Annotated in this window: 16 protein-coding genes; 4 read left to right on the top strand and 12 right to left on the bottom strand. The window is 44.9% G+C overall.

Annotated features, from left to right (window positions below; genetic code table 11):
• Window positions 1-28 precede the first annotated feature (28 nt).
• Both H8K33_RS12660 and H8K33_RS12665 read right to left on the bottom strand, forming a co-directional pair.
• The gene (locus H8K33_RS12660; RefSeq protein WP_186891419.1) at window positions 29-2,002 is read right to left on the bottom strand and encodes a M56 family metallopeptidase; all 1,974 of its coding nucleotides are present in this window, start codon (window positions 2,000-2,002) and stop codon (window positions 29-31) included.
• Window positions 1,992-2,417 carry a BlaI/MecI/CopY family transcriptional regulator gene (locus H8K33_RS12665; protein WP_246443587.1) on the bottom strand — a complete coding sequence of 142 codons (426 nt, stop codon included), beginning with the start codon at window positions 2,415-2,417 and terminating at the stop codon, window positions 1,992-1,994. Before H8K33_RS12665 ends, H8K33_RS12660 begins: the two co-directional genes overlap by 11 nt.
• Window positions 2,418-2,889: 472 nt before the next feature.
• Between H8K33_RS12665 and H8K33_RS12670 the strand changes: the two genes are divergently transcribed.
• Entirely contained in the window at window positions 2,890-4,722 is a 1,833-nt protein-coding gene (locus tag H8K33_RS12670; protein WP_186891420.1) for a S8 family peptidase, read from the top strand.
• Window positions 4,723-4,876: 154 nt separating this feature from the next.
• Here the strand turns inward: H8K33_RS12670 and H8K33_RS12675 are convergent, their stop codons facing one another.
• Window positions 4,877-5,569 (bottom strand): 2OG-Fe(II) oxygenase family protein, encoded by a 693-nt coding sequence (locus H8K33_RS12675; RefSeq protein ID WP_186891421.1) that lies wholly within the window; start codon window positions 5,567-5,569, stop codon window positions 4,877-4,879.
• Window positions 5,570-5,668: 99 nt separating this feature from the next.
• Window positions 5,669-7,204, bottom strand: a complete 1,536-nt coding sequence (locus tag H8K33_RS12680; RefSeq protein ID WP_186891422.1) for an amidohydrolase family protein — start codon at window positions 7,202-7,204, stop codon at window positions 5,669-5,671.
• 233 nt (window positions 7,205-7,437) lie between these two features.
• Here H8K33_RS12680 and H8K33_RS12685 point away from each other — a divergent pair, with 233 nt between their 5' ends.
• Complete coding sequence (locus H8K33_RS12685; RefSeq protein WP_186891423.1) at window positions 7,438-8,547, top strand: AraC family transcriptional regulator; 1,110 nt, start codon at window positions 7,438-7,440, stop codon at window positions 8,545-8,547.
• Window positions 8,548-8,632: 85 nt separating this feature from the next.
• Here the strand turns inward: H8K33_RS12685 and H8K33_RS12690 are convergent, their stop codons facing one another.
• Window positions 8,633-10,870 (bottom strand): penicillin acylase family protein, encoded by a 2,238-nt coding sequence (locus H8K33_RS12690; protein WP_246443588.1) that lies wholly within the window; start codon window positions 10,868-10,870, stop codon window positions 8,633-8,635.
• A gap of 426 nt (window positions 10,871-11,296) precedes the next feature.
• On the opposite strand from H8K33_RS12690, the gene H8K33_RS12695 reads away from it, so the two are divergent.
• Window positions 11,297-13,657: a YCF48-related protein gene (locus H8K33_RS12695; RefSeq protein ID WP_186891424.1), complete on the top strand. Its 2,361-nt coding sequence runs from the start codon at window positions 11,297-11,299 to the stop codon at window positions 13,655-13,657.
• A gap of 122 nt (window positions 13,658-13,779) precedes the next feature.
• Here H8K33_RS12695 and H8K33_RS12700 read toward each other — a convergent pair whose 3' ends face one another.
• Both H8K33_RS12700 and H8K33_RS12705 read right to left on the bottom strand, forming a co-directional pair.
• A complete protein-coding gene (locus H8K33_RS12700) occupies window positions 13,780-14,442 on the bottom strand; it encodes a transposase (protein ID WP_343043827.1) in 663 nt (220 codons plus the stop codon).
• A 122-nt stretch (window positions 14,443-14,564) separates the two neighbouring features.
• Window positions 14,565-14,879: a penicillin acylase family protein gene (locus H8K33_RS12705; protein ID WP_246443589.1), complete on the bottom strand. Its 315-nt coding sequence runs from the start codon at window positions 14,877-14,879 to the stop codon at window positions 14,565-14,567.
• 295 nt (window positions 14,880-15,174) lie between these two features.
• Here H8K33_RS12705 and H8K33_RS12710 point away from each other — a divergent pair, with 295 nt between their 5' ends.
• Complete coding sequence (locus H8K33_RS12710; protein ID WP_186891425.1) at window positions 15,175-16,071, top strand: TolB family protein; 897 nt, start codon at window positions 15,175-15,177, stop codon at window positions 16,069-16,071.
• Between the two features lie 158 nt (window positions 16,072-16,229).
• Here H8K33_RS12710 and H8K33_RS12715 read toward each other — a convergent pair whose 3' ends face one another.
• The 5 genes from H8K33_RS12715 to H8K33_RS12735 all read right to left on the bottom strand — a co-directional run bounded on the left by H8K33_RS12715 (window position 16,230) and on the right by H8K33_RS12735 (window position 25,752).
• Window positions 16,230-19,328: a DUF4214 domain-containing protein gene (locus tag H8K33_RS12715; protein WP_186891426.1), complete on the bottom strand. Its 3,099-nt coding sequence runs from the start codon at window positions 19,326-19,328 to the stop codon at window positions 16,230-16,232.
• A gap of 997 nt (window positions 19,329-20,325) precedes the next feature.
• Window positions 20,326-21,081 (bottom strand): LytR/AlgR family response regulator transcription factor, encoded by a 756-nt coding sequence (locus tag H8K33_RS12720; RefSeq protein ID WP_186891427.1) that lies wholly within the window; start codon window positions 21,079-21,081, stop codon window positions 20,326-20,328.
• Between the two features lie 83 nt (window positions 21,082-21,164).
• The gene (locus H8K33_RS12725) at window positions 21,165-22,547 is read right to left on the bottom strand and encodes a sensor histidine kinase (protein WP_186891428.1); all 1,383 of its coding nucleotides are present in this window, start codon (window positions 22,545-22,547) and stop codon (window positions 21,165-21,167) included.
• 156 nt (window positions 22,548-22,703) lie between these two features.
• Entirely contained in the window at window positions 22,704-23,156 is a 453-nt protein-coding gene (locus tag H8K33_RS12730) for a response regulator (RefSeq protein WP_186891429.1), read from the bottom strand.
• 109 nt (window positions 23,157-23,265) lie between these two features.
• Window positions 23,266-25,752 carry an alpha/beta hydrolase family protein gene (locus tag H8K33_RS12735; RefSeq protein ID WP_246443590.1) on the bottom strand — a complete coding sequence of 829 codons (2,487 nt, stop codon included), beginning with the start codon at window positions 25,750-25,752 and terminating at the stop codon, window positions 23,266-23,268.
• Window positions 25,753-26,007: the final 255 nt, after the last annotated feature.

Consider the following 26,007-nt stretch of genomic DNA (forward strand, 5'->3'; position numbering starts at 1 on the left):
TAGTACAGCGAATACCCGATGATCTGGCTTAGCTCTTCACTGGCTCAATCAAACCCTTTTGCTTTGCCGTTTGTATCAATTCCCAGATTTGCTTCTCTGCTTGTTGTGACAAATTTTCCATTTTTTTGCCCAGCTGTTCCATTTGTGCGCCCAAGGCTTCCATTGGTTTAGCGGCTTCTTCCATTTTCTTGCTCATGGCTTGCAATGGTTGCAGCGATTGTTCAAGTTGCTGATGATGTTGTTGAAATAGCTGATCATTCTTCTGCATCTCTTTCATCAACTGTTGAAATTTGCCCTGCTCTTTGGATAGCTCTTCAAGTGCACGTTGGCGCGTTTGTGCGTTGCTAGCTTTTTCCACTTTCGCTGCTGCAGCTTCCATTTTGAGTTCGAACGCAGCGACTTTGTTCTCGTAATCACGCATCTTCGCATCGAATTGCGCGCTGAATTTATCTTCCTGTCGAGGTTGCTTTTCACTCAGTGCCTGCATTTGCGCGCCGATTTTTTCCATCACGGCACCTTGTACTTCCATTTTTTTGCCATGCTGCTCCATCTGTTCACCTAACTCTTCCATTGGTTTATAGGCGGCATTGGCTTGTCCTACAATTTCTGGATCTTTAATCAGATAGGATGTGCCTTGCTCTGAAAACCACAGAAAATCTTGCTTATTTTCTTTGCGCAGTTTCTCGATTTCGGCAAGCCCCTTTCGATCGCTGTTCACAAAGGTATTGTGTTTGTCAGCGGGTTTGACTAAGGCGAATTGCGGCTCTTTCTTTCCATTTTTGTGTTGCACCGATGGCGTCATCGCTGCTGCGCTGACGGGAGCCGGAGTAGCGCTTATGATCAGTGCAGGTGCTGTATTTTCTACCGTACTCTCTACTGCATCTTCTACCTTATTGACCACGGTACTTGCTACCGTATTAGCTGCCGTACTTAATAGTATTATCGGCGCAGTTGGGGGTACAACACTTGCTTGCGCGTAAAGTGCAAGGCATGCTGCCCCCAAACCCAGACTGGGTAAGACTATTTTCCAGCCCGCGGTTTTCACTGTTGAATCAGCTTGTATCAATCGTTTAATACGTAACATAAGATTTCCTCCATGTGCCACTTGGGCGAGTTGAGGGTGGGTGAACTGGAATCGCTCCAGTTCGGATAATGCAAGTGCCAGGCGCCGCGGTTCGCCTAACAGACTTGCGGCTAAATCATCTGCAATTTGCTCTCGTTCGATACGAATTTGTTTAGATAACCACCAAACGGCAGGGTGGTAAAACAAGACAACTTCGATCAAGCTCTGTAACAAATTCATCAAGTAATCAAAGCGCTTAATGTGGGCGACTTCATGCGCCAATAAGGCTTCTAACAATTCGGCAGGCATTCCACTGACCAGCGAAGCCGGCAAGATGACAATCGGTCGCCACCAACCAGCGGTCACAGGAAATTCTAACTGCGTCGATATACCCAAACGTAATTTTTGCTGAATGCCCATCGCGTTTGCCATACGCTGCAATTTAGCTTGCCATATCGGATCACTGACTTGTTTGGCTTGCTGCACTTGTTGCGAAACCCAACGCAAACCCAACATCATGCGCAACAATAAGACGCATACACCGGCCATCCATAGCCCAACCAGATAGGGCAGCAAGGGCTTTAAGCTAGACCATTGCGACTGCCATTGTGCAAAAGCAGAGTGCGTAATGTGCCTAATCGCAGTGCCATTTTCACTGATCAGTGATGGTGCAGCACCAGCATTCTTATCGGGCGCACTGTCGATCATCGCAAGACTAACTAGGTCTTGTGCCGGCGCGTTTTGGATCAGGTAAATGACCGGAAGGAACAAACACAGGCATAAAGCCATGCCACTGAGCATATAGCGTGCTTGTGCCGGTGCACCACGTAATGCACGTAGCAGCACAGCGGCGACAGCGGCAATCACCAAGCCTTGCCAGACAAAATGCAGTAGCGCGGTGGCTACGACGATTAGCCATTCTTGGAAATTAGCGTTCATTTTTGTCCTCGTGTAAAAAGGCTTGAATTTCTGCTCTGTCTTTCTCGCTGACATGTTCTTTCAGTGCCGCCATGATGAGCTCTTTGCCAGAACCGGAGAATGCACGCTGAATGAAATCCTTTAACAGATTTGTTTGTAATTTTTCTTGTGGCTGCGCGGCAGCATAGACATGCGAACGCGCAGTTTCATCGCGAGAGAGCAAACCATCGGTATGCATAATTTGTAATTGCCGCAAGACGGTTGCTTGATTGATTTCTGGTCGATCTGCCTGAACTCGTTCAAACACTTGTTTTGCTGTCGCCGGACCTTGTTGCCACAACACCCGCAATAGTGCTAACTCGGCCGAAGTAGGCTTACGAGTCGGCATGGCATCGGACAATGTGGTCTGAGAATTTGATTTTTTTGAGATCGACATACAGCTTTTCCTTTTCTGAATATCGATAGCATAGACCATCTAGAATATTTTTTCTAGAAATATTTTTCTAGATCTAGTTTATTCAGAAATTCGCAAAAGTGATGAATAATTTTTTACACAAAAAAGGTGAAAAAGTAAGCAGATGAAGCACTTAAATTACCCAAAAGCAATAGTTAATAATCATCATCTAAATACAACAAAAAACAACAGTTTACTGACACTTTTATACATTTTTTTGAAAATGTGTTTGTCTAACTAAGTTGTTGAATACATACTCCGACTTGGCACTGGTATTGATATAAATCAAATTTCAAGTGCTGAATAAACAATTATGAGGAGACTGTTAGTTTCGATTAATTGAATAAAATTAAAAACAGTTGATACATAATTGCAGTAAGAACGCGTCAATTTATCGACAGTTCAGTAATCTTCAACTTACATTTAATGCCAAACCTGGGGAGGCAAAATTATAATGAAAAAATTAGTAAAACATACGCTGGTAGCATCCGCTGTGATGTCCTGCTTTGCAGCGCAAGCTGGAGAAATCAAAGGAATCAACGCAGCAAACGTGATTCCAAACCGTTACATCGTGGTGTTTAAAGACACTGCAATGACAAACTTCCGCGGAGAAAAACAATCAACCGCCGTGGTCGCTAACGCTGTTGGTCAACGCTTTGGCGCAAAAGTGGAACGTGCTTTCAACCACGTGTTGAACGGTGCAGTCATTACAACGGATGTGCAAAACGCTAAACGTCTGGCAGATGATCCTGAAGTTGCCTACGTTGAAGCTGATCAAATTATGCGAATCAGCGGCACGCAAACTAGCGCAACTTGGGGTCTCGATCGTATTGATCAAACCAATTTGCCATTGAATGGCTCTTTCACTTATCCATCTAGCAGTGGTGTACACGCCTACATCTTAGATACCGGTATTCGCGGCACACACAACGACTTTACCGGTCGCATGGGTAATGGCTACACAGCGGTGAACGATGGACAAGGTACCAATGACTGCCAAGGTCACGGTACTCACGTTGCTGGTACAGTCGGTGGAACAACTTGGGGTGTAGCAAAAAATGTTACCTTGCATCCAGTACGCGTATTGGGTTGCGACGGTAGCGGCTCAAACTCTGGCGTGATCGCCGGGATGGATTGGGTCACTGCCAATGCGGTAAAACCAGCAGTAGCAAACATGTCTTTAGGTGGCGGGGCATCACAAGCGACCGATGATGCAATTGCACGTATGACAAACGCTGGTATTGCGACCGTGGTCGCCGCAGGTAACGATTCCAGCAATGCATGTAACTACTCTCCAGCACGTGCTCCAAGCGCCATTACAGTTGGCTCCACAACGAGCAGCGATGCGATGTCCAGCTTCTCTAACTATGGTTCTTGTGTGGACGTTTATGGTCCAGGTTCCAACATCACTTCAGCATCTTACAGTTCCAACACTGGCTCCACTTCAATGTCTGGAACATCGATGGCTTCACCGCATTTAGCGGGTGTTGCTGCTTTGTATTTGGCTGCAAATCCAAACGCAACGCCTTCACAAGTGACCACAGCGATTGTCAATAATTCTTTGACGGGCAAAATCACTGGCATTCCGTCTGGCGTGAACAAGTTTGTTAACATCCAGTTCTTAAATGGTGATGTGGTAACACCGCCAACCGGTGGCGTATTGACGAAAGACGTTGCAAAATCATTCTCTGCAGCGACTGGTCAAAGTGCAGCTTACACTTTCGTTGTACCAACTGGCGCGACGAATTTGACATTCAAAATGTCTGGCGGCACGGGTGATGGTGATTTGTATACCAAATTAGGTTCTGCACCAACAACTACATCGTATTTGGCAAAGTCTGATGGTTCTACCAACGCAGAAACGATCACGATTGCAGCGCCAACAGCTGGCACTTACCACTTGTTAGCGAATGCTTATGCCGCAGTCAACGGTGCATCAATTGTCGCAAGCTACCAAACTGGTACTACGCCACCAAGTGGCACAGTATTGGTTAGCGGCACAGCACAAAGCGTGACATTGGCGACCAATGCATCCAAGTTGTACTACATCACTGTTCCAACTGGCAAAACTAGCCTGACATTCACGTTGTCTGGTGGCACAGGTGATGCAGATTTGTATGCGCGTATGACAACGGCACCAACCACTACAAGCTATACGAAGAAATCGGATGGTTCTACGAACACAGAAACCATCACTTTCAGCGCACCAGCTGCTGGCACTTACTACTTGTTAGTGAATGCCTATGCTGCGACGAATGGCGCAAGCGTGAAAGCGGTTGTGCAATAATTTGTAGGTATCAATTAATGTGAGACTTGCGCATTACATCGATGCAAGCTCACATGCAAAAAGCCGTTGATTTTCCGATCAACGGCTTTTTCTTTTCCCTACCATCACAGCCATCCAGCAACAAACTGCGGCACAAGCCTAGAGAACGGTCGAACTAGGCATACAAGTTTTCCGCCCTCTGCATCAAAACCCAGCTAGTCAAAATGTATTTATCACCCGAAACTGGCACGCAGCCGCGATGTGTATGGGTGAAATAGGCGGGTGCAATCACCATGCGTCCAACTCGTGGGCGAATCGATTTCTTTTGATAAAAAAACTCGGTCTCACCACCGTCGTCGACATCATTGAGATAAAACATAAATAGCAAACTACGATGCAATTGCTCATTATGCGGCGCCATAGGAAATACTTCGCAATGCCAATAGCGATAATTGCCTAAGCCTTGAGGATATTTTTGCGCCTGTACCGTACCCAAACGATAAAGATACTTCATGAGGTCTGCAGTCTTGCCAGCAGCAAGTTCATCAAAATTATCGATCGTCAGCGTAGTTGCTTGCGCTGTTACCGGATGCGGTAAGCTCAGCGCGAGCGGGGCAATTAGCGCAAAGCGATATTTCTCCATATACGCTGTGACATATTCTGCCGTCACCGTCGAAATATGTTCAAGCAATTGTGTATATTCAGAATGAGCATTGAGTAATAAATCTTGACTGATCTTTTTACTGGTATCGACCAAGCCACCTGCTTTTCCTTGTATCAAATGGGGACTTTGCTCAAATGCTGCGATCATCTGCTGGCAAAACTCAGGACTTAAAGCCCCGTCATACACTTCAATGAAATCGTCCATGCATCCCCCATCTTTTACGTTGATTTTTTATCGTCTACCTGCAATATGCATTTCACGTACATTCAATTTTATCAACCATTGCAGATCGAGGGAAACACTTTACTCAGCTTGTATCCTTTGTGCAGACAGACTATCGCGTTGATGTACTTTTCCACGCAAAATGACTTGCGTAATTGAATCGTAAGCGCCGACATCTAACAGTGGATTGCGCTTCAACAGTAGCAAATCTGCTTGCTTTCCCACCTCGACACTACCAACTGTATCCGCTAAGCCTAGTGCGCGCGCGTTCTGTATTGTCAATGCACGAAACAGTTGCGGCAAACTAATCCCCGTTTCCAGCCAACGATCCATTTCCCAACGTCCATTTATGCCCGGAAATTGGGTATAAAACGGACCGCTCGGTGTATCGCTGCCAAATAGCAATTGTGCGCCACGCTGATTTAATTGCTTGGTCATGCGCGCTACGGTTGCCAAAGGTTTGGCATACATCGCCTTAATCGCTTGATACATCTCGGCAGGTGATTTGTTTTCCTTAGCGACTTCTTCAGCCAACAAATTTCTCATCCATTGACCAGCTTCACTTTGGTACCAGCTCGCTAATTTTGCAGGAATCGCGTGCGCAACGGCTGGATGTTGAAAGAAATCGGGATTTAATTCTTCTTGTTCGCCGTATAAAACTTGTATGGTTGGTTGGACTGAAATACCCGCCCGCGTGATTTCATCGGCGATCTGTTCTATTCGCTGCTGATTAGCAAATTGTTCGACATTTTTTGCCTCATGCCACATGCCGTGTACCAAGGTAGTAACGCCAGTCTTCAAAGCGAATTCATACGCCGCTTGCGAATTGCCGTGCAAATAGACGGGCATTTTCAAATTTTTTGCATGCTGCACGACAGCCTGAATCAGCGCAACCGAAGGCACGGGCAAATTCTTTTGTGCACCAAATCCAGTTTCGTAAAACACCTTAATACAATTGGCACCATCTTTCTTGGCACTTGTCACGACTGCTTGTGGCGTGTGCATCGCTGGATCGAAGCTAGCTGGATACACATTCGCTTGTGCTGGGTCGAACAACATATACTTGGTGCCTTGTACTTGGAACTGCAATTCCTTGCCCATCCACACCGCAGGATAGCCATTCGGTATCGTCACAGGCGCACAAAAATGCGCGGTTGGCGCCGCGGGTTCTGCATTCCACTTGGCGATAAATGCTGGATCGCCTGTCAAATCCAATACGGTCGTAAAGCCAAAGTAAGCATAGCTGCGTGGCATTTGCTTACGGGCTTGCAATAACATGGCTTCATCTTTGGCCTGTGGTGCTGCATATCCGGGCACTCCGTCGAGATGAACATGGCTATCAATCAAGCCAGGAATTAAGAACTGTCCGCGTGCATCAATTTGTCTATCTGCCTTCGTCGCTGCCTTGCTCAAATTGCTTGCGATCTGATGAATTTTGCCATCGCGGATCAAGACATCTTTTGGTACCGAGACTTTTGCCTGATCACCGCTGATGATTTGTACTTGCTTAATCAATACGCTGTCAGCCCGCGCATCGGTGTGACTGAAACTTGCCAGTAGCCCAGCCGCAAGAAACATAGAAAAACCTGAGAATGAAGAAAAATGAGAACACGACATAATGGCTCCTTGGTGTACGAAAAAACTCAGTTTGCCAATGTAGAGCCTATTTTTCGACTCAAAACGCGATTGAGGACGTAGAAAAAGCTTATTTGCGCTCGTAATTTGTGTATAAATGCATGATTTGAATCGCACATTCAAATCTTTTGGCAAATTCAACAACGCCAGCGTCTGTTTTGCGTAAGTCCTAAGATTTCTTAAACCTATCCCTTGAAGCATTTACGATACGCAATATGACATCCATCATCAGCCATATTCAAATTGCCAATGCCGTGTTATGCGTCTTAATGGCTGCACAATTGTTCAGTATGACCGCAATGCGACCCGTTCCCAAACGCCTGCTCGCGTTCAATTGCTTGTTATATGCACATCAAAGTTTGGCCTTGGTGGTGATTTTGAACGCCACATTGGAGCGGAGCTTGAGCGGCTTTGGTCTGACCCGACCACTGCTCGCGATGTTGCTTGGTCCTGCGCTGTATGTTTATTTCTCTTGCGTGCGTCGTAACCCCTCACACCTCAAGCCTAGTGATGCACTACATTTTTTACTTGGTCTGATGACCTTTGCACTACTGGTCTGGATTAAACCCTTACGTGCCTTCATCGACGTGGCGATTTCCACCAGCTTTGTCATCTACTTTGTCTTAATCGCGATTCAGATGCGCGCTGGCAAGCAAGCGCTTGCTCACCTTCAAACTTATGCAGAACCAGCACATCGTTGGCTGATTTGTCTGATGATGATGGCTTTCATTAATATTGCACTAGAAATTGCTGTCAATCTAGAAATGCAAGCAGGCGTGAGCTTGCGCGAGTCCAACGCTCTACTGATTGCCAGCGTCGCATTCTTCCTAATCAATATGACGATGATATTGGCCGCGCTTCGACGTAGTGATTGGTTGGAATGGATGTATCAATTTGGACAACAGACTTTGCAAGTGACAATGCAAGCCACGCCAAGCACGATCGATGCAGAACTTGCCAAGCAAACATTCGAACGTTGGCAAAATCTGGTCAACACCGAGCAATTACATAAACTAGAATTTGGTATCACCTTGGCGCAAGCAGCAAAAAAGCTACAAGTACCAGCCCGCCAGTTATCCAATGCGATTAATCAAGTTTATGGCCAGAGCTTTTCAGTCTATTTGAATGACCAACGCATACAAGAGGCACGAAAACTCTTAACTGAACGGGCTGATTTGAGCATTATCGACGTCATGCAAGAGTCTGGATTCAGTAGCAAATCGAACTTCAATAAAGAATTTTTGCGTGTTAGTGGCACTTCACCTTCGGCATTTCGCGAAAAACACGCGCTCGCATCGCAAATTCAAAATTCGGTCGCACACTAGCCGTGTGACAGTTCCAAATAAAAAGCGCAGCAAATGCTAAATTTGCTGCGCTTACCTACATCAAGAAAACCGATCAAACCAAAGATTATTGACCAGGATGATAACGACGCTTGGTATGCTTGGCCACGTCTTCAGGATAAAACAAAACGTCTTTGAACTCGCCTTTGCTATACATTTCACCTTGATCATTAAAATGTGGTGATGCCGGATCACCACTATTGCCACCCGCCAAAATACTCTTAGCTTGAATCCGTGGCCCAAACGTGACTGCTGCGACAAAGCTATTGCCACGGTCGCCATAAATACGCTTGGTGGTTTGCTTCGCGACCATTCCATAGGCAGCTAACGAGCCCCAATTGCCCGAAGCAAAAGCGACTGGCCAACTTGGTTTATTGTCGTCATAGGTCGCATTGATATCGCCAGATAAACGTTGGAAGCGATTAATCTCACCCCATGGCGTTTGCCACTTTCCAAAATCATCTTGCAGTCGCTGACTAGCGCGTTTTAATGCCGCCAATAGTGCTGGAGCAGAGACACTGGGCAAATAATCCACCACAGGAATATTTTTGTACTTAGCCTCACCACCGTGTTGCAAGACAAGATCTTGCGCCCAATAAATTGCCAGAGAAGTCGCTGTTGAATCTAAGGTGGCACGCATATCCCAGCTACGCAGATTTTGAATTTGCTCTGCCAGCATTGGGTCGGGCTTAACATCGTATGCTTTAAACAAAGATGGTAATAATGATTCGAATGCGGTTAATTCGCTGTCATAGGCGAGTTTGATTAAGCTATCTAAATCTAAATTCTTTGCGTCTTTTAACACTTTTACAGCGTGTAAGCCACGCGCGTTTTCTCCGTTGGTCCACATGTATCGAGGAAAATCTTGCACGCGCGGACTACTACTATTGGCGCCAACACCAGAAGCTGAGAATGGCCAATTATTGGTATTCTGTATCCAGCCGGTTGCCGGATTAAAAATCTGAATAATTTCTTTGACCGGATGCAAACCCTGCCAGTCAGCAGACCGCAAACTGCCATCGACCGGTTTGGTCCAATCGAGCTGCGGGTTACGACGCGGCACAAAATTACCGTGAAAATAAGCGATATTGCCATCGCGATCGGCATACACGGTGTTATTCGACGAGTTCGCCCGCAACGCCATCACTTTGGCAAAACCCGCATAATCACGGGTTTTTGTCCGCAAGTAGGATTGCATCAGTGCCTTCATTGGCTCATTCATCAACTGCACGGCGATCCATTTTCCATTGGCCGAACGCACCACGGGGCCATGGTGACTAAAATAAGTCTTAATCTTACGACTCGCCATGCCATTAAAAGCTTTATAAGGCAGGGTTTGTTCGACCACTTTTAAAGGACGTTGTTTGCCTTCATACAAATAGAAATATTTCTCTCCCTTTTGCGTGACATTCAAAGCGAACTCATCGATCACATCGGCAGCGTTGGAAGTATGCATCCAGCCGTTGTATTGATTAAAACCTTGATACACAAAAAATTGTCCCCAGGTCACCGCGCCGTAAGCGTTCAATCCCTGACCACTCGTTACCTGTACTTCTGGGCGGAAATAAAAAGAAGTGTGCGGATTAATCAACAACATCGCCTGACCGTTCGCGCTACGTGAAGGTGCAATCGCAAACCCGTTTGAGCCGCGCGGCTCAGGTAAAGTTACTGGGCTCTGTTGCGTCAAGAGCTCCGGTTTATCACCATATAAAGCTTCCAATTCCTTTAGATTGACTGATTCAATATCGCCACCGATACTGCCCTCACTAAACGCCAGCGCCATCCAAGGTTCAAAATGCGTAATTAAACGTGGCTTTACCTCGGGGTGGGTATGCAGGTAATAATTCAGCCCATCGGCAAACGCGATCATTAATTGCTTTAACCATGCTGGGCTTTTCGCATACTGCGCCTTTAATTCAGCGGGTTGTATGAATAGCTTCATACGCAAATCACGCCAAATTTCCACTTCACCTTCGACCTCCGCCAATCGCCCCAGCGCGTTGATATAGTTAAGCTCGATACGCTTAAAATCATCTTCAGCCTGCGCATACAAAAGACCAAACACCGCATCCGCATCGGTCTTCCCCTGCACATGCGGAATCCCCCATTGATCACGAGAAATCGTCACATTTTTTGCAGTCGCCTGCCAACGCGCACGATCCTTGGCATCTGCAACTGGAGCACTATGCGCAACGGCCAAACTACTAATACCTGAGCCCAGCAACAAGCAGATTGCCAACATTTTTTTGTGGAACAAAAAGGTCTTCAAGCCTGCCTGAGGATTGTTTAAAACATGTAAGCGCATATCTTGTCCGTATTCAAATTAAGCAGAAGTATTCTGCATGAAAGACTAACACAGCTAAAATGCAGTGCAGGAGAATCGAGCAAAATCAGAACAAGGTTTAAGAGCGTTGCTAGATTCTTCGCACACCTAAATTGATCCTCTCAATTGATTATTGTCATTGCATCACTTGGATAGAGACTCACCAGAGATAGATGAAGTTCCCGAACCGTTTAATGTGGGCTGCGTACTGAACGAAACTACCTAAGCAGATAAGCAAATAAGCCGTAAAAGAGCGTTCAACAAAAATCCGTCGTCAATTTCATGTTCTGACCATATCAAGCATCGATAGCTTATATTTAAATTTATTAAATTATTTATTTGCTATGTATTTTGTTAATGTATCATTCTCCTATTGCATTCGACTTCAAATAATTTATAAGGTCTAATATGTTGAATCAGCTTTTTACCGTTCGGATAGCAAACATATTGTTGATAGGCGCCGTATTCCTAATTAGCGCCTGTGGCAGTAACAGCAACATATCGCCAACGCAAAATACAGTGGTACTGCCACCAACACTTGAGCTTAGTGCGCCACCAAAAGCTGATCTGACGGAGATCGTCACCTTCTCGTCGAATACAACACCGCAGCCGGGTCTCAAATTTGTTTGGTTTTTTGGTGATGGTAGCAGTAGCACTGACGCAACACCTCAGCATCAGTACAGCAAATCCGGCGACTACGAAGTGATCCTCACTGTCAGTAACACGCTAGGCCATTCGATAGAATCAAAAACTAAAATCAGTATTAGTAATCTCGCAGGCCTACGCGGATTGATGTGCAGTGGAACAAATGATACGGGTTGGTGTTGGCAGGCTTCCAAGCCTAGTAGAGATACAACGAATTCTTTCACGCTTGCTAACGCAACCACTGGCTGGCGGGTGGGCAATGCAGGTGATATTTTTAAAACACAAGATGCAGGTCGATCATGGCAGCGGCAACCCAGCGGAGTCAACGTCAATTTGTATCAGATCAAGAACTTTGACGATAAGATAGCTTGGGTCTTAGGTGCAAACAATACGTTGTTGCAAACACTCGATGGCGGTACTAATTGGCGCACATTAGTCAGCCCAATTGACGTGCGAGGTCAATCCCCAGAAATCATCGTATTTTCTGCAAATGATCTCCTATTAGAGTCGGGTTCGAACAGTTACTTGACTGATGATGGTGGACTAACTTGGTACAGTGTAGACATGACATCAGCTAGACACACAGAGGCCGGGATCATCTATGAACTGCGCGGGTCTCATTTATTCAAATCAACTCGGCAAAATCGCCAATTGCGCGACATCATGAAATTTGAAGATGGAACGGGAGCTCGTCCGCCACAAATTCGTATCGGGTTGTCCGGTGAAAATGTCGTTATAGCTCGTGGCAGAGTGATTGATGTTGATGCTAGTGGCAAGATTATTTACGATAGGTCACTTGCTTGGCGCAGTGAAGATGCAGGGGAACATTGGACACCCTACACAATTTTGGGGCTTCCTATTGGAAGTGAAGGAAGTGACATATACTCCTTGGATAAAGATGGGAAAACATGGCTAACACTACATGCGGACATCATTTATCGATCAGATGATGGCGGTATGAATTGGCGCGAACAAACTTATCTAAGCGAAGATCAAAAGATTTTTCACGACGATATCCTACAAATACTCGTGCATGGCTCCAAGATATTCATGTTAAGTCAACATGAATATTACTCACGACTCCGTTTCAGCGAAGATTTAGGTAAAACTTGGGTCGAAGTGAAAGGCCCATTAATTGATGGCGTGCGTGGGATTCAAATTAATACTATCAAGTTTGTAAATGACGCATTGATTGTACATAACGAATTAATAGGTAGCTTCGTAAGCACAGACATAGGTATAAACTGGAAACAAGTTTTTATTAAGGACGATATCTCCGCAAATGCTTCTCATGGCGTAGCATTTGCTAACACTAAGAATGGCTTACTTGTCGACACATCTAGCCATATAAATAGTAGCAATGATGGTGGAAAGACATGGACACTTAAAACCACGACACTTCCCAAAATTCCTTATAACGATCAACTCCTAAAAAAAATACTGTTTGCATCCCCAAGTACCGTTTACCTACTGTGGAGTAATGGTTACATCTATAAAAGCCGAGATGGCGGTGCTACTTGGACCAATAGTGGGCCAAGCATCGTGTCAACTAACTTTAATTTTCTTGATGAAAAGAACGGTTGGGCATATTTAGGAATAAGCCCTGGGACGATTACAATTACACGAGATGGAGGAGCTAGCTGGAAAGAAGTCGCCACGCCTTCTAGTCCTATCAACAACGTATGGTTAGACAATACCAGCACACTAACCGTCATAGGCAACGCCGGACTCATTTCTCAGTTCAATAACGTAATATGGCAGCAACGCTACACTGGTACTAGTCAAAATCTCCGAAAAGTGTATTCCCTCGATAGCAAAACAATGTGGGTGATCGGTGACAACGCCACCGTCTTGCGATCAGATGATGCGGGACAAAATTGGAAAACAGTATATGTACCGGGTCAAGCCAATCTTAATGACATCCAGTTTATTGATACTAAAAACGGCTGGATTGTAGGTGAACACGGATTAGTCTTAGTCACTCAAGATGGTGGCATCACTTGGAAACAGCAAAACACAGGTACCAAGGCTGCGCTACTTCAAGTTCAATTTGTTGACACCAAAACGGGCTGGATAGTAGGAGAAAATGCGACTTTGTTAGCGACTGGGACGGGTGGGTTTTAATAGACATATAGTATCAGGAGTACAGAGGCAATCCATTACACTAGGATCAATCGATTCAGACTCGGTTGATCCAAACTGGGCATATCTTGTTTCGATTACGGAATAACAGGGGTCAGATTAAATTAAATTTTTACAATGTCAGCCTTACGCCAGCCAACTGGTCTACCCACCTTACTCACAGTCATTCGGCGTCCCGTCAAATTCTCTATTTCCGTCTCAAAGCGACTGTTACCAAATACAAATCCTTTGATAACAGAAGCGCGAATATTCTCTAACAATTCGCCATCGACATGGCTTTTAAAAAGATCACGATAATTGGCTTGCCTCTTCATTGCATCGCGGTCTAGAGCAAGGTAGCAAGAATGTGGTGTGCACAATTCCGACTCTTTTCCAAGCGCATTTATCTGGTAACTCGACCAAACATAGTCCGACGCCTGCATCACCATTCCCGCTCTCACAGGGTTCAATTCAATATAGCGATACAGCTGTAAAAGATAACTCTCCTGCTGCACTAGGCAAGACTTGAATCGCCCCTCCCATAATGTGCCTGTGCGCTTATAGCTAAAATTAAAGTAACGCACATATTGCCTACCCAAGGCTTGCATCAAATGACTAACCGCGTTGTCAACCCGCGGCGTACACAGCAAATGCACATGATTCGTCATTAATACCCAAGCATGTAAGTCCACTTGAAACTTTTTCGCATACTCCTTCAACCAATTGGCATAGGCAGCAAAATCCTGCTCACTTGCAAAGCACATTTGCCTATTATTCCCACGTTGAATTACATGCTAGGGAATCCCAACTGGACACACTCGCGGTAACCTCGCCATCTTTCACTCCGCACAAATCGCTTCAATTGTAGCTGTGTAGCATGCGTTTAATTTGATCTGACCCCAGTTATTCCTCAGTTATTCCCGATATTCCCGATACGCTTAAAGTCATCTTCAGCCTGCGCATACAAAAGGCCAAACACCCCATCCGCATCGGTCTTCCTCTGCACATGCGGAATCCCCCATTGGTCACGAGAAATCGTCACATTTTTTGCAGTCGCCTGCCAACGCGCACGATCCTTGGCATCTGCGAGTGGAGCACCATGCGCAGCACTCACAGTCAGACTACTTAAACCAGTACCAAGCAAAAAATACATTGTGACCAGTTTTTTATGGAACAAAAAAGTCCTGAGACCTGTCTGATGATTGCTTAAAACGTTTGAAGTCATATCCTACCTGTATTCATGTTGAGGAAAAATATTCTGTGCAAAAGACTAACACAGCTATAAGCAAATGAAACCAGACGAGACTCATCTTTGACATCTCTGCTGAGCCTACCGGGTTCTATGCCGTAAATTGTATTTGTGAAGTAGAGACTAGCCAAAGACAGATGAAGTTCCCAAACATTCAGTAAGGCAGGAATTATTAAATTCAAATAGGAAACCGAACTTCTCAAGCAAAAAATCTGATTTTTACTTTGGCATTCAAAAAGAATGCGTCATTTTTTACACTATGAGGCAATTTATGGCAAAACTGTATCGGTATGGATTCTGTCTGTGGGCTCTATTGTTCACCCAATTATTGGCCGCACAGATACTGCCCGAAAAATTTCAACCCGGTCACATTTCTCATGGCGGGGTTTTCGGATTTACCCTTTCCCCCGATGGAAAAACCGCCTTATGGGTAGAGTCTCAGGGTAAACGCGAGAAACTCTACATCAAGCAATCTCAGCTTCTGAACGGCAAATGGACACCCGCAAAAACCGCGTCATTTTCTACCGAAAGCAATCAATGGAAAGATATCGATCCTATCTTTAGTCCACAAGGTGACTTAGTACTATTTCAGTCGAATCGCCCGATTCTAAGTACAGAAAAAGAATTGAAAAAAGATTTCGACATCTGGGCGGTAAGAAAGACTGCCACAGGTTGGAGTGAAGCTTTTCATCTGGGAATGGAAATCAACACCGAAGCGTCAGAATCGTATGCGTCGATAACAAAAAATGGCAACATCTATTTTATGAAAGACCACGAAAATCAACCCGGCAATTCAGACATTTTCGTCTCTAAACTCGTCAATGGAAAATACCAAAAACCAGTAAACCTGGGTACACCTATTAACACAGAGCAGTTTAGAGAATCGAATCCTTTTATCTCACCGAATGAAGATTATCTGATCTATTTTTCTTCAGACACCACCGGGCTGGGTGAAGTCGATTTATATATCAGTTTTAACGAAAACGGCACGTGGACAAAACCAGTCAATCTGGGCTTGCCTATCAACTCAGAATTAGCGGAGTTCTGTCCATTTGTTCACAAAGATAAACTTTACTTCACTCGTCAGAAAAAAGAAGCCGACAGAATGATCGAAGATATTTATTCAGTTAACTTTGATCCGTATCGTTACAAACGGGTTGTTCAGTAACAAATTCCCCTAAATAACTAATCAAACCAGGAACAGCCGCTCAGCGGATCCCCCTTATCGATCCGCGATAACAGCGCAAATGGTGTTTTTGCAAAAGACATTCCGATATTTGGACAAAAAAAATTCCTAACTAAAAATCTAATTTGAGCTTCAAAAAATCAATACAAGGATATATCTTGGTGATTAATACCAACTAATGAAAGCGCTTGTTCAGTTGAGCTAGACGTTACCGCTGCAGCAATCGCCATTCCCTTTGAAATTGATTCTGCGTCACTGTTAAAACTAATCCCCCAATCAATCGCCACTTTTTTCCCTACCGCGATTTTGTTATCTAGCAAGTCAGCGACAAATCCCCATTGTGCGTCTCCTTTAAAACCGTGTGCGGAATTAAGAATCGCTACCGCCAATGACCCGTGTGTAGCCCTTCCACTGACTAACTCACCCTTCCAATAATTAAGACCTTCGACATCTGCACCGCCCACTCTACCGAGGGTGTTTTTATATATGGTATTAATGAAATCAGCATCAGTCATCGTTGCCGAATAACCGGTAAGTAATGGATATTGAGAACCAGCATTAAAGAAGGACTCCGCAATTTGCGTGATATTTTTCCCTCCTTGCATTTCGTCAATCCAATAAAATAAGCCGTTAGCATCTGGTACACGATTAAAGAAGGCGATGTAGAGTTCAATCAGATTCTGGATTTCTGTTGCACTACTCCCTGTCGCTTTACTTTGAATACTTAAATTGATGTTGATATCAGAGAATTGAATGGTTTCAATATTGATCAGGGAGTCTGAGCCATCATTACCAAATTTAGAACTGACTTCAAAATGCGAATTTTGGTTTTTTATGGTGTAATTCGCGAGATTACTACGATAAATAACTGTGTCGTGACCAATTCCACCATTAAAGAACTCGTCTTCAATTTGACTCGCGAATTGGTCGTTCTTTTCTGTGCCAATAAAATTTTTTCCTACTGTTTTACTCGAGATACTTGCCACTGCCTCACGTGTACCGCCTAAATCTAAATATTGTGCAGTGACCGAAATTGTTTTGCCCACTTCTTTTTCGCTAATTAAGAAACCCGACTTATTCGCGCCATCAATTGCAACCCCATTTGCTTTCCATTGATAAGTAATCGCTCCAATGCCGTCTTGGTCTGTCAAGTTGTTCGACACACTAAGTGTTTGTCCAACTGTGAATTTGCCACTAATAGATACGGAACCCATCGGGGAATCATTAACTGGTATAAGGCTAATTTTGATCGTAGAGGAAGCCGAAGTATCTGCACCATCACTCACCTTAACGCGAAAGCTGGTGTAATCACTTCCATTTCCATTAAGAGCCCCTTGATAAAACAGTTTGCCGGTAAGAATATCGCGAACGTCTATCGTATCTGCAATATCTACAATCCGAACGCCACCACCATTGACACCTTTTGTATATAAACTTCCTATTGCAGGAATTCCAGTAATGACAATAGATTGCAAGCTATCGGCAGAGTCCAGGTCTTTGAATACAAAGTCACTCAATTTCAGGCTATATGCTTCATCTTCACGACCAACAATAGCACTATCAGCTGATGTCGGTGCATTCAAGTTGGGAGAGGCAAGAATATTCACTCTGGTAGTGCCCGTGGTAAAACTATTTGCTGTGCCACTACCGTCGTCAAATTTCCAGCTAATCGCAATATTTTTAGTCAGGTGGTTGTTTGTATTTTGATAGGCTATCTGGCGCATGCCCGCGCTCACCAACTCCTGCGTTGCGTTGCTATTAAAGGTGATTTTCAGTTGCCCATCAACCAAATAATAGGTCCCGATATTAATATCAAGCACGTGCACTTTGCTACTTTCCAACTTTAAGCTACCACTCCCCAAGAAAACATCTTGTACATGAGCGCCGCCAACACGCTCCAAAGTCAGAGTGCTTTGGGCATAATTACTGTTATCAAAGTCGGCGTCATAAACCGTCGCATCGTTGTCGAGCACAACAGGCATCCCGCCGCCACTAAAGGTGACGATAGCATCGACCGTATTATTAACGCTAATTGCTTTATCAAGAGTACCATTTGAATTAAGCCGCACCAAAGCGACATCTGAATTTTTGCTTGAGGAAAATACGATTTTCCCATCTTGTTGAATATCAACCCCGGTGGCGCCACTTAATCCTTCATCTAACACCAAAATACCTGTTTTGTTGAAACTAGTATCTAAACTGCCATTTGAATTAAACCTCGCAGCAATGAGTACGCCGTCACTAATAAGTCCATTAATGCCAGCGAAAAGAATTTTCCCATCGCTCTGAATATCAATCGCTTCCGGGTCGATTCGGCCGTATCCGGTTGACACAGAAAGCTCTACGTATCCAACACCATTAAAGGTCGTATCAAGGGTTCCATTCTCATTAATCCTGGCAACAAAGGCTCCAGTTGTACATTCTCCAGTGATGATCATCTTTCCGTCGGCTTGTAACTTTACTGCCGCTGGCGAAGCCCATCCCCAATTCGCGCCATTAAAGTTCAATTTCCCGCTATTTCCATAGCTAAGATCGATAGTTCCATCTGATTTCAATCTAGTAATGGTAGTAAAGCTATCAACACGGGACGCAAGTAGAATTTTTCCGTCGGTTTGAATAACTGCCGTTTGAAAAATGTCGGCTATCCCAAAATTGAATTCTGCATATCCAGTCTTGTTAAAACTGAGGTCTAGACTCCCATCTACATTCAATCGTTCAACAACCGAGTTAAAGTCATACTTATCTGCATTTGCTTGTTCATTAGATTTAAAGCCAGCCATGACAAGTTTGCCATCGGATTGCATGCTGAGATGATAAATAACTGCACCAATTTTTGATTGTCCAAGAAAACTAGTATCAAGCTGACCATCCGTTGTAGCACGCAATACATTGTAGCCACCAAATACAATTTTTCCATCAGCTTGAATGATGAGTGCGGTTTTCTCTTGCACCACTGCAATCGCTGTCGTCAGAAGCGTTCCCGTGCCATTAAAACTCAAATCTAAACTACCGTCTGAGTTATATCGTGTTACGAAGTAATATGCACTTGTACCGACGCTCCTAACTCCAGCAACAACAACTTTTCCATCTGCCTGAACTGCAACAGCATTACCGGATTCATTTGATCCTAAATCTGTGGTGATAATTCCTGTTCCAACTGAAAAACTTGGCGAGTGATTGAGGCTATTTGGTGCGGGTGATTGACTATTATTTGTCAAACTCTTACTTAGTTGCGTCATGGCGTGATTCTTCAAAATAAACGAGAAAATAGAGTGTCGTTAAGCATTATTCTTTATTTAAGCATTTGACGCAATACTCGACTTTTATGAGCATCACTAGAATCAAGGTGCGCTTGAGTGCAGCAAATAAAATTGGCTTTCAAGTATTTCATTGCAATTCTCTACGCGTAATGTAGCCATACTAAAATCATACAAAATTACATTCGACCAGTTTCTGGTTAGATCCACAAAGTTCACAAAAATCAACTCGCAGGGGGATAGTATTTAAGAATGCTTACATGCGATGAATTTATGAGTACGTAGATAAATACAGAATTTGGCAATAGCTGGAATCATGTCAAGACATTTCTGGACACTTAAGGAGGACTAATGAGGGGGCAAAACATGGGCAATAAGGAGCACGACTCTTGCTGGGATTCCTTACAGCAATTAGGACTCAAAAAGTACGGTTTGCGCCCCCCCAACCACCGCATATTTACGTTGAGATAACAGCGCTACACTGACGACAATAAAGACCTCCGTAAAGTGCATTCCTTCGCCGAAAAAATAATGTGGGGGAAGCGGCTATAATTCGATTTTTTTGGTGACTAGGACTAGCGGATTTTGATGTAATTTGAAATTGGCCGCTTGCATCGTATGTGAAACTGCCTTGAGGGAGAATGGTCCTGCTGACACCGACACCAAGGCCACTCATCCTTCCTAAAGTGCGTTGAAACACTGGTGCAGCAAAATAGTAAGCGATGTAGTCCTTACTTAGGACTGGTTGAACTGATGGCGTGCTGGTTGATCCCCGTCACCACAGGCCGATAAGGCAAATAAAATGCAAAGTGAACTAATGTTCGCATAAGGAATTCTTGAAATGTTTTTTTATGAGGGCAATTTTGATTCCGTAACCCCATTGTGTTTTAAAGCAATTACGCCTTGGTGTTAACAAATGACAGTCATCGTTCTCCTTTCGTTTAATGTCAAATTAAGTAGGTTGTGGCTCGCCATTCACTTACATCGGCTTAAACCGCCACGCATAAGCCTGGCTCACTTTTAGCACTTCTTTGGTACCGCGCAGTTCTACGGTGACTTTTCCCAGTTCATCCCGATGGGCTTTGGCGATGGCGTCGGCACGAACCACGACGCTGCGATGGATTTGCCAGAAAATTTCTGGATCAAGGCCGTCGATGATTTCTTTTAAAGGTTTGCGTACATGTGCTTCGTCGTCGGTACAAACGACCCGCGTGTATTTTTCGTCGGAGGTAAAGAACAGGATTTTATCGATAGGAAACATCTTGATCGTATCGCCGACACTGGCGCTGATCCAGCGTATGCGTTCGACATTTTGTGGGCGCAATCGCTTATCCAATTCTTGCATCAAGCTACTTAAATCAGACGGTGCAGCTTTGACTTCCAAACGCGCTTTGAGGCGTGCGATGGCATCGACTAAACGTTCGCGCGAAATTGGCTTGAGCAAGTAATCAATCGCACCAGCCGAGAACGCTTCTAGCGCATGATTATCGTAGGCTGTAGTGAACACGGCGTGACAACGGCCTTTGGTCGCATTTGCGACATCGAGGCCAGTCATTCCTGGCATGCGAATATCTAAAAAAGCGATGTCTGGATTGTGCTGATGGATCGCTTCTAAGGCATCTGCACCATGCTCACATTCAGCAATAATTTGCAGCTCTGGCCATAATTCGTCCAACATACGGCGTAAATCTTTACGCGGTAAATCTTCGTCGTCGGCGATGATGGCTGTGGTCATATTTGTCCTCGTTAGTTCGTTATCGTAATATTTTAAGTAGGTGATTTTAGATGCAAAGTAGATTATTGACGAGTTTCTGCCAACTAAGCAATCAAGGGAATCACAATGCTTGCGATCACACCACCTTCGGGTCGCGCTTTTAGAGTGAGGCTCGCTTTATCACCATACATCGACTCCAAGCGCTCACGAATATTGGCTAAGCCGATGCCAGAACCTGATGTGGTTCCACCAAAACCAACCCCGTTATCGCTGACCGAAACTTCTAATTTTTCTTCATCACCATCATCAAAATAACGTGCGTTGACCGTGACATGTACCGGACCAATTTTCGGTTCAATACCGTGTTTGATTGCGTTTTCAACCAAAGAAATTAAGAGTAAAGGTGGGAAAGCCGCATCTTTTAATTCCGATTCAACGCTGTAACTCAGGCGTGGGATGCGCGCCTGCATTAAACCTAAATAGGCACGTGCAGCTTCTAATTGTTTGGCGAGGCGCCCTTGTTCAGAGCTGCCATCACCACGCATTTGTGGAATGGTTGAACGCAAATAATCCACCAAATGATCAACAATCGCAGTGGCGCGTAAAGGTTCGGTCAAGATCGCGGAACGCACACCAGCTAAAGTATTAAACAAGAAATGGGGCTCGACTTGCGCCACTAATACGGATAAGCGTAACTCTGCTTCTCTACGGGCATCTTGCGCACGTTTCAACTCTTGTTGACGCAGCGCTTCTGCTAAGCGTTTGCGTTGACGGAAGAAGAACCATAAATCGAATCCACTCGCTGTATAAATGATCAAGAATGCCATTGGAAAAGAGCCAACGATTAGTTGAATCAATTTGTCGATCTTAACGCTTTCGCTATCTTCTGATTTAGCCGACTTACTCGCAGCACTAGCAGCGGTTGTTGCCACTGTAGGTGATGCAGGAGCAGCGGCGCTTGCGGTCGCTGATGCACTAGAAGCACCTGCGCTGTGATCCGCAGTTGGCGCATGTTCCGCAGCCGTTTTTTTATTCTTTGGAATAATTTTATAATTTGCATCGCCGTACACCACAAACTTGGCGAGATTATCGGTCGCTTGCACAACACCATAGCTGATCGCAACACCGGACAACAAGGCGATACACAAAAGAATGCTTTCCTTACGGCTGGCAAAGTTCTTTTGCCTAATCCACACCGCCATCGCCTGACCTACAGTCGTTAAACTGATCGCCGCAAAAATGACGGGCACCATCGTCACTGCATACATTTTCCAATCACCTTTGGTCACCACTGCAATCAGCGAGATTAAGGCCGCTAAAAAGATGTAGACGCCAATAAATGCAATCGTCCGGTACCGAAACCAGGTTTTAGAAAAAACGGGAAAATTGCGATAACGATTAAGCCAGGTGTCACTTTGAATTGACACTTCAGAGGGTAATGCTTGTTCGGACATAACAGGTCTTGCGGGAATTGATGACGGATTCATGGCGTCTCCTTATTGATAGCCGCTACTATAAGTGAGCGATGAGGTTCGGTGTGAAGATGCGATGAAATCGATTATGGCTAGATAAAATCCATACTTGCAGCGATGAAAGACTGCAATGAATTGGCTCAATACATGGATGATTTGCTGAACGCAGATCTACTCTGGATGATTTGGGTCTTGTGCCGCAGGACTGGCGGCAGCTGCCAGAACGGGGTCGTCTTGTTGCTTGGAACGCGCTTGGCTTGCGATCCGCAAAATAGTATTGCGAATCGAGCTAAGGACTGCTGTCGCATTAAATGGTTTTACGATAAAGCCAGCAACACCACGACTCTGTGCTGCCGCAATAATCTCCGCATCGATCCTCGCAGAGACTAAGAAAATCAAGGCTTTTGGCAACTGTGCTTTGAGGTTTTCTAACAATGCCAAGCCGGTCTGATCTGGCTCACCAATATCCACACAGACGATTTGCGGTTGTAGCTTCACCATTTTTGCCAGATTAGTCGAGCTATGATTGCCATCACCAATGACCTCGTGCCCACCACTCATGAGCACAGAGCCCAATAAATTACGGGCGACTGCCTGATTATCAAGAATGTAAGCTCTTAGCATAGCGAGGAATGATGAAGATGATATGCGTTCATCATAATAGAAAACCTGAGACTTGTATTCACAAAAGTAGCGAATCACAAAGATTCACCGAACTGTCGCAACGATTGACTTATTTTGTGGTGGGCTTGGCATTCTTAACATAGCGATTAAGCCATTGATCCTGCTCCCAGAGCATGTGCATTAAGGATTCTCTTGCTCGGTAAAAATGGCTCTCGTATGGCAACATCACCAGACGCGATGGCGTTCCCAAACCTTGCAAGGCTTGATACATGCGTTCGCTTTGCATAGGAAACGTACCAGGATTATTATCATCTTCACCATGAATCAACAGTAATGGCACATCAATATCATCGGCATAATTAAACGGTGACATTTCCTTATACGTGTTAAAGGCTCGCCAATAATTGCGGTCTTCGGACTGAAAACCAAATGGCGTCAGACTACGGTTATACGCACCTGAACGGGCAATTCCAGCTTTAAATAAACTCGTATGTGCCAACAAATTCGCCGCCATAAATGCGCCGTAACTGTGACCGCCGATCGCAATTCTATGTCGGTCAGCGACGCCTAGCTTAACCACTTCGTCAACTGCGGCTTCCGCATTCATTTTGAGTTGCTCGATAAAAGTATCGTTTGGTTCTTTGCGCCCTTCGCCAATAATCGGCATAGAAAACCCATCTAACACGGTATATCCACGTGCCAACATGACTTGCGGCCCTTGCACATTAATCCGGTTAAATTTATACATGGAACCACTGAGCTGACCCGCACTTTCCGCCGATTTAAATTCACGCGGATAAGCCCACATCAACATCGGTCGCGGACCATCGCGCTTTTCATCGTATCCCGGCGGCAAATACAGGGTTGCACTCAAACTCACACCGTCTTCACGTTCGTAATGAATCTGGCGCTTTTGTATGCCACGAAATTTCGGTGTTGGATGTGGATAATTCGTTAAAGCTTTGGGTGCGGCGGTACCGGCTAGGTTTCGTAAAAACAAATTTGGCCGCTCATCTGCTGCCTCGCGACTGGTGATAATCTGGTGTCCCTGATCGTCTAATACCCCCAGCACTTCTTCATAATACGGTGCCTTTGAACGCCATAGACGGATTCCTTTTTCGGTTGGAATAAAGTAACGATCAAGAAATGGACGATCACCTTCAGGGCTAGCGCCAACACCCGTCAAAAACATTGATTGTTCGTCAGAGGTTAAACGAATCACCGAGCGACCATACTGATTTAGCTCCATGATCGGCGTGCCAGGGTTGCTATATTGATCTTCGGTTTTTCGGTTAAATAATAAATCTGGCTTAGTAAACGGTGCACCCGGTTGTATTCGCCAAGTGCGGGTTTCGCGGGTTTTCGCAGAACTTTCTGTCACCAACGCGACATGATCGTTACCCCATAACACCTGATTAAAACGCCAAGGCAGATCCATTAGCTTTTGTGGTGTACCACCAAAAGGAACACCGTGCTGCCACAACACATCTGAGATTCTGGCATTGGCATCTGCTTCAGCACCATGCGCCTCAACCCAATACAAAGTTGCGGGCTGATCGTTACGCCAGGCGAAATTACGAGGTCCTGCCTGTACCACTTCATTGGCACTTGGCAGTCGTTCACGCATCACAACATCAGCAACCGTTTTTAATTTCTTGCCATCGGTACCCCACACTTCAATTAAATGACCGAATCGCTCCCACGGCAATTGATAGGAATACGGCCGCTTTAATTGTGTTGTAAGTACCCACTTGCCATCGGGTGATGCTAATACTTTAGATAAGGTCATCACAGGACCAAAGCGACGTACCGATCCGTCCAGATGAACAGTCGCCAATTGTGTCTGTAATTGCCAATCGAGCATATCCGCATCGTGCGCATTTTTTAACAAATCAGGATAAGTACGCGTCTGGGCTAATTTCCCACCACGTGTTTCTTGCAGATTTGGCCCCGGCGGTACTCTTGGTTCGACGGGTGCCGGTTTTTGTGAACGTGGCAACAAACGCACCAACAATTGATCGCTACCGTTCAACCATGAAAACCCCGCTCCCATCACGGCATTGAGTTTTTCATAAATTAGTGGGCGTGCACTCGCTTGTTTGACATCCAGCAGCCACAGCTCAACCCCATTACGACCCCACACACTAAATGCCAACCATTTTTCGTCTGCCGACCACGCCATGTCAGCAATCTTGATCTTATTCGGCAAGCCAGTCACTTTTCGCGTCTTACCACTAGGAATGTCTAATAAGCTCAAACCATCACTGAAACTACTCCGTGTCGCTGTCCGAAATTTAGGATGGATGCGCAGACCCGCAAGTTTTAGTTCTGCTTGTGCAATTTCAGCGATGCTTGGCAAACCTGGGATATTGACAAGTAAACCAGTCTTGTTCTTAGGACCAAGTCTAAATTCTGGGCCACGTGGCGCATCGACCAAGGCTTGTAACTCTGGCGATGGCAATTGAAATCGGCTGTCGCTTGCCCAAACTGGTTGGGCTAAACAAACTATTAAACTAACAGCTGAGCTAACAACCAAGCTAGCAATTGAGGTGCGAGTAAAAATCAACATGCCACGCGGGGTAAATCTTGACGACATGACTTCGTCCTTATGAATTCAACAATCAGCATACGTGACGAGCTGGACGAACCCAGCACAGCACACGTGAAAGCACGCATTATAAAGAGAAAAGTACATGCAATCTCACACAGCACCTTATGCGCGACCAAAACAATACTTGTATGGAAAGTAAAAATCATAAGTCAAGAACAAAGTATGAAAAGCACTTCATACAAAATAGCTCTGTTGTTTTGCCATGAATTCGTAGGAAAAAAAATCTCTTGGAAACGCTTT

Source organism: Affinundibacterium amnicola (assembly GCF_014284275.1).
Lineage (GTDB): Bacteria > Pseudomonadota > Gammaproteobacteria > Burkholderiales > Burkholderiaceae_D > Undibacterium > Undibacterium amnicola.